General features: G+C 44.4%; 1 protein-coding gene. It reads left to right on the top strand.

Features of this window, described 5'->3' with window-relative positions:
- A partial coding sequence (locus AAEY80_RS14275) for a hypothetical protein (RefSeq protein WP_350588514.1) occupies positions 1–864 on the top strand: 864 nt, incomplete at both ends.

The raw sequence follows: 864 nt of genomic DNA, 5'->3' as shown, positions 1-864 counted from the left end.
AGTTCACCCGCCTACTTTAAAGAGATGCGTGATGCCTTTGCAACTATGCTAGAAGCCGCTGAATACGCGCTTGAGCTATTCGTCAATGATTTACCCTTTGATTATCGTACGCGTCCTATTAACAGACAACCTGATATCGTCTGGGGCGAGCGCGTATTGCCAAACCTACGTGATACTTTGGATAGTCTTAACGTCGGTTATCAAGAGCTGTTAAAAGGGGACTTAGCAGCAATAGGCTATGGCGGTAATGTAGAGAGTGACTTTCGGGCTATTAGTATGGATTACGATATCGACTGGATGCCAGAGCAGCAACAACTGGATTACGATAAATGGGAAACAGAGGCAAGCTTACGTGCCTTTAATCTAAAAATAACCAGTTATTTTGGTTGGCGTATTGGTGATTTAATAGAAAATTATAGTACTGAATCTCGAGGACCACTTAACCCACCCGAATCGTGGCCTGTTTATCGTCTCAACCCTAAATATAGCGTTGAGTTAGATGAGGTTGTTCCTGTTGCAGGTATTTATGTGCCTAGTAGAGAAGATGCCAGTGCTCAAGTATTATTAGATGGGATGTTAGCAAATGAAGCTTACGTCGGTTATGATCCAGAAACCATGCAAGCTGTCGGCATGGCGCCTGTCACATGGATGTTGGTTGAGCGTATCGCGGATAGTGGTGGTGGTAGCCATAATGTCGCACCAAAACGCTTACGCTGCGAGTCAGGTAAACCTTGTCCACAGACGGGATCATGGTGGTCACCATCGAGTCAGGATGTGAAACACTTTAAAGCAGGTGACATCATGCCAAAAATGAAGCGGCTTGAATGGAAAACCATTTGGTATTTTAACGAGACCAATCAGTTA

This window comes from Psychrobacter sp. 78a-MNA-CIBAN-0178 (genome assembly GCF_040309625.1).
Taxonomy (GTDB): domain Bacteria; phylum Pseudomonadota; class Gammaproteobacteria; order Pseudomonadales; family Moraxellaceae; genus Psychrobacter; species Psychrobacter okhotskensis.
Note: the sequence above shows the minus strand (reverse complement) of the source record. Positions and strands in the feature narration are given on the sequence as shown.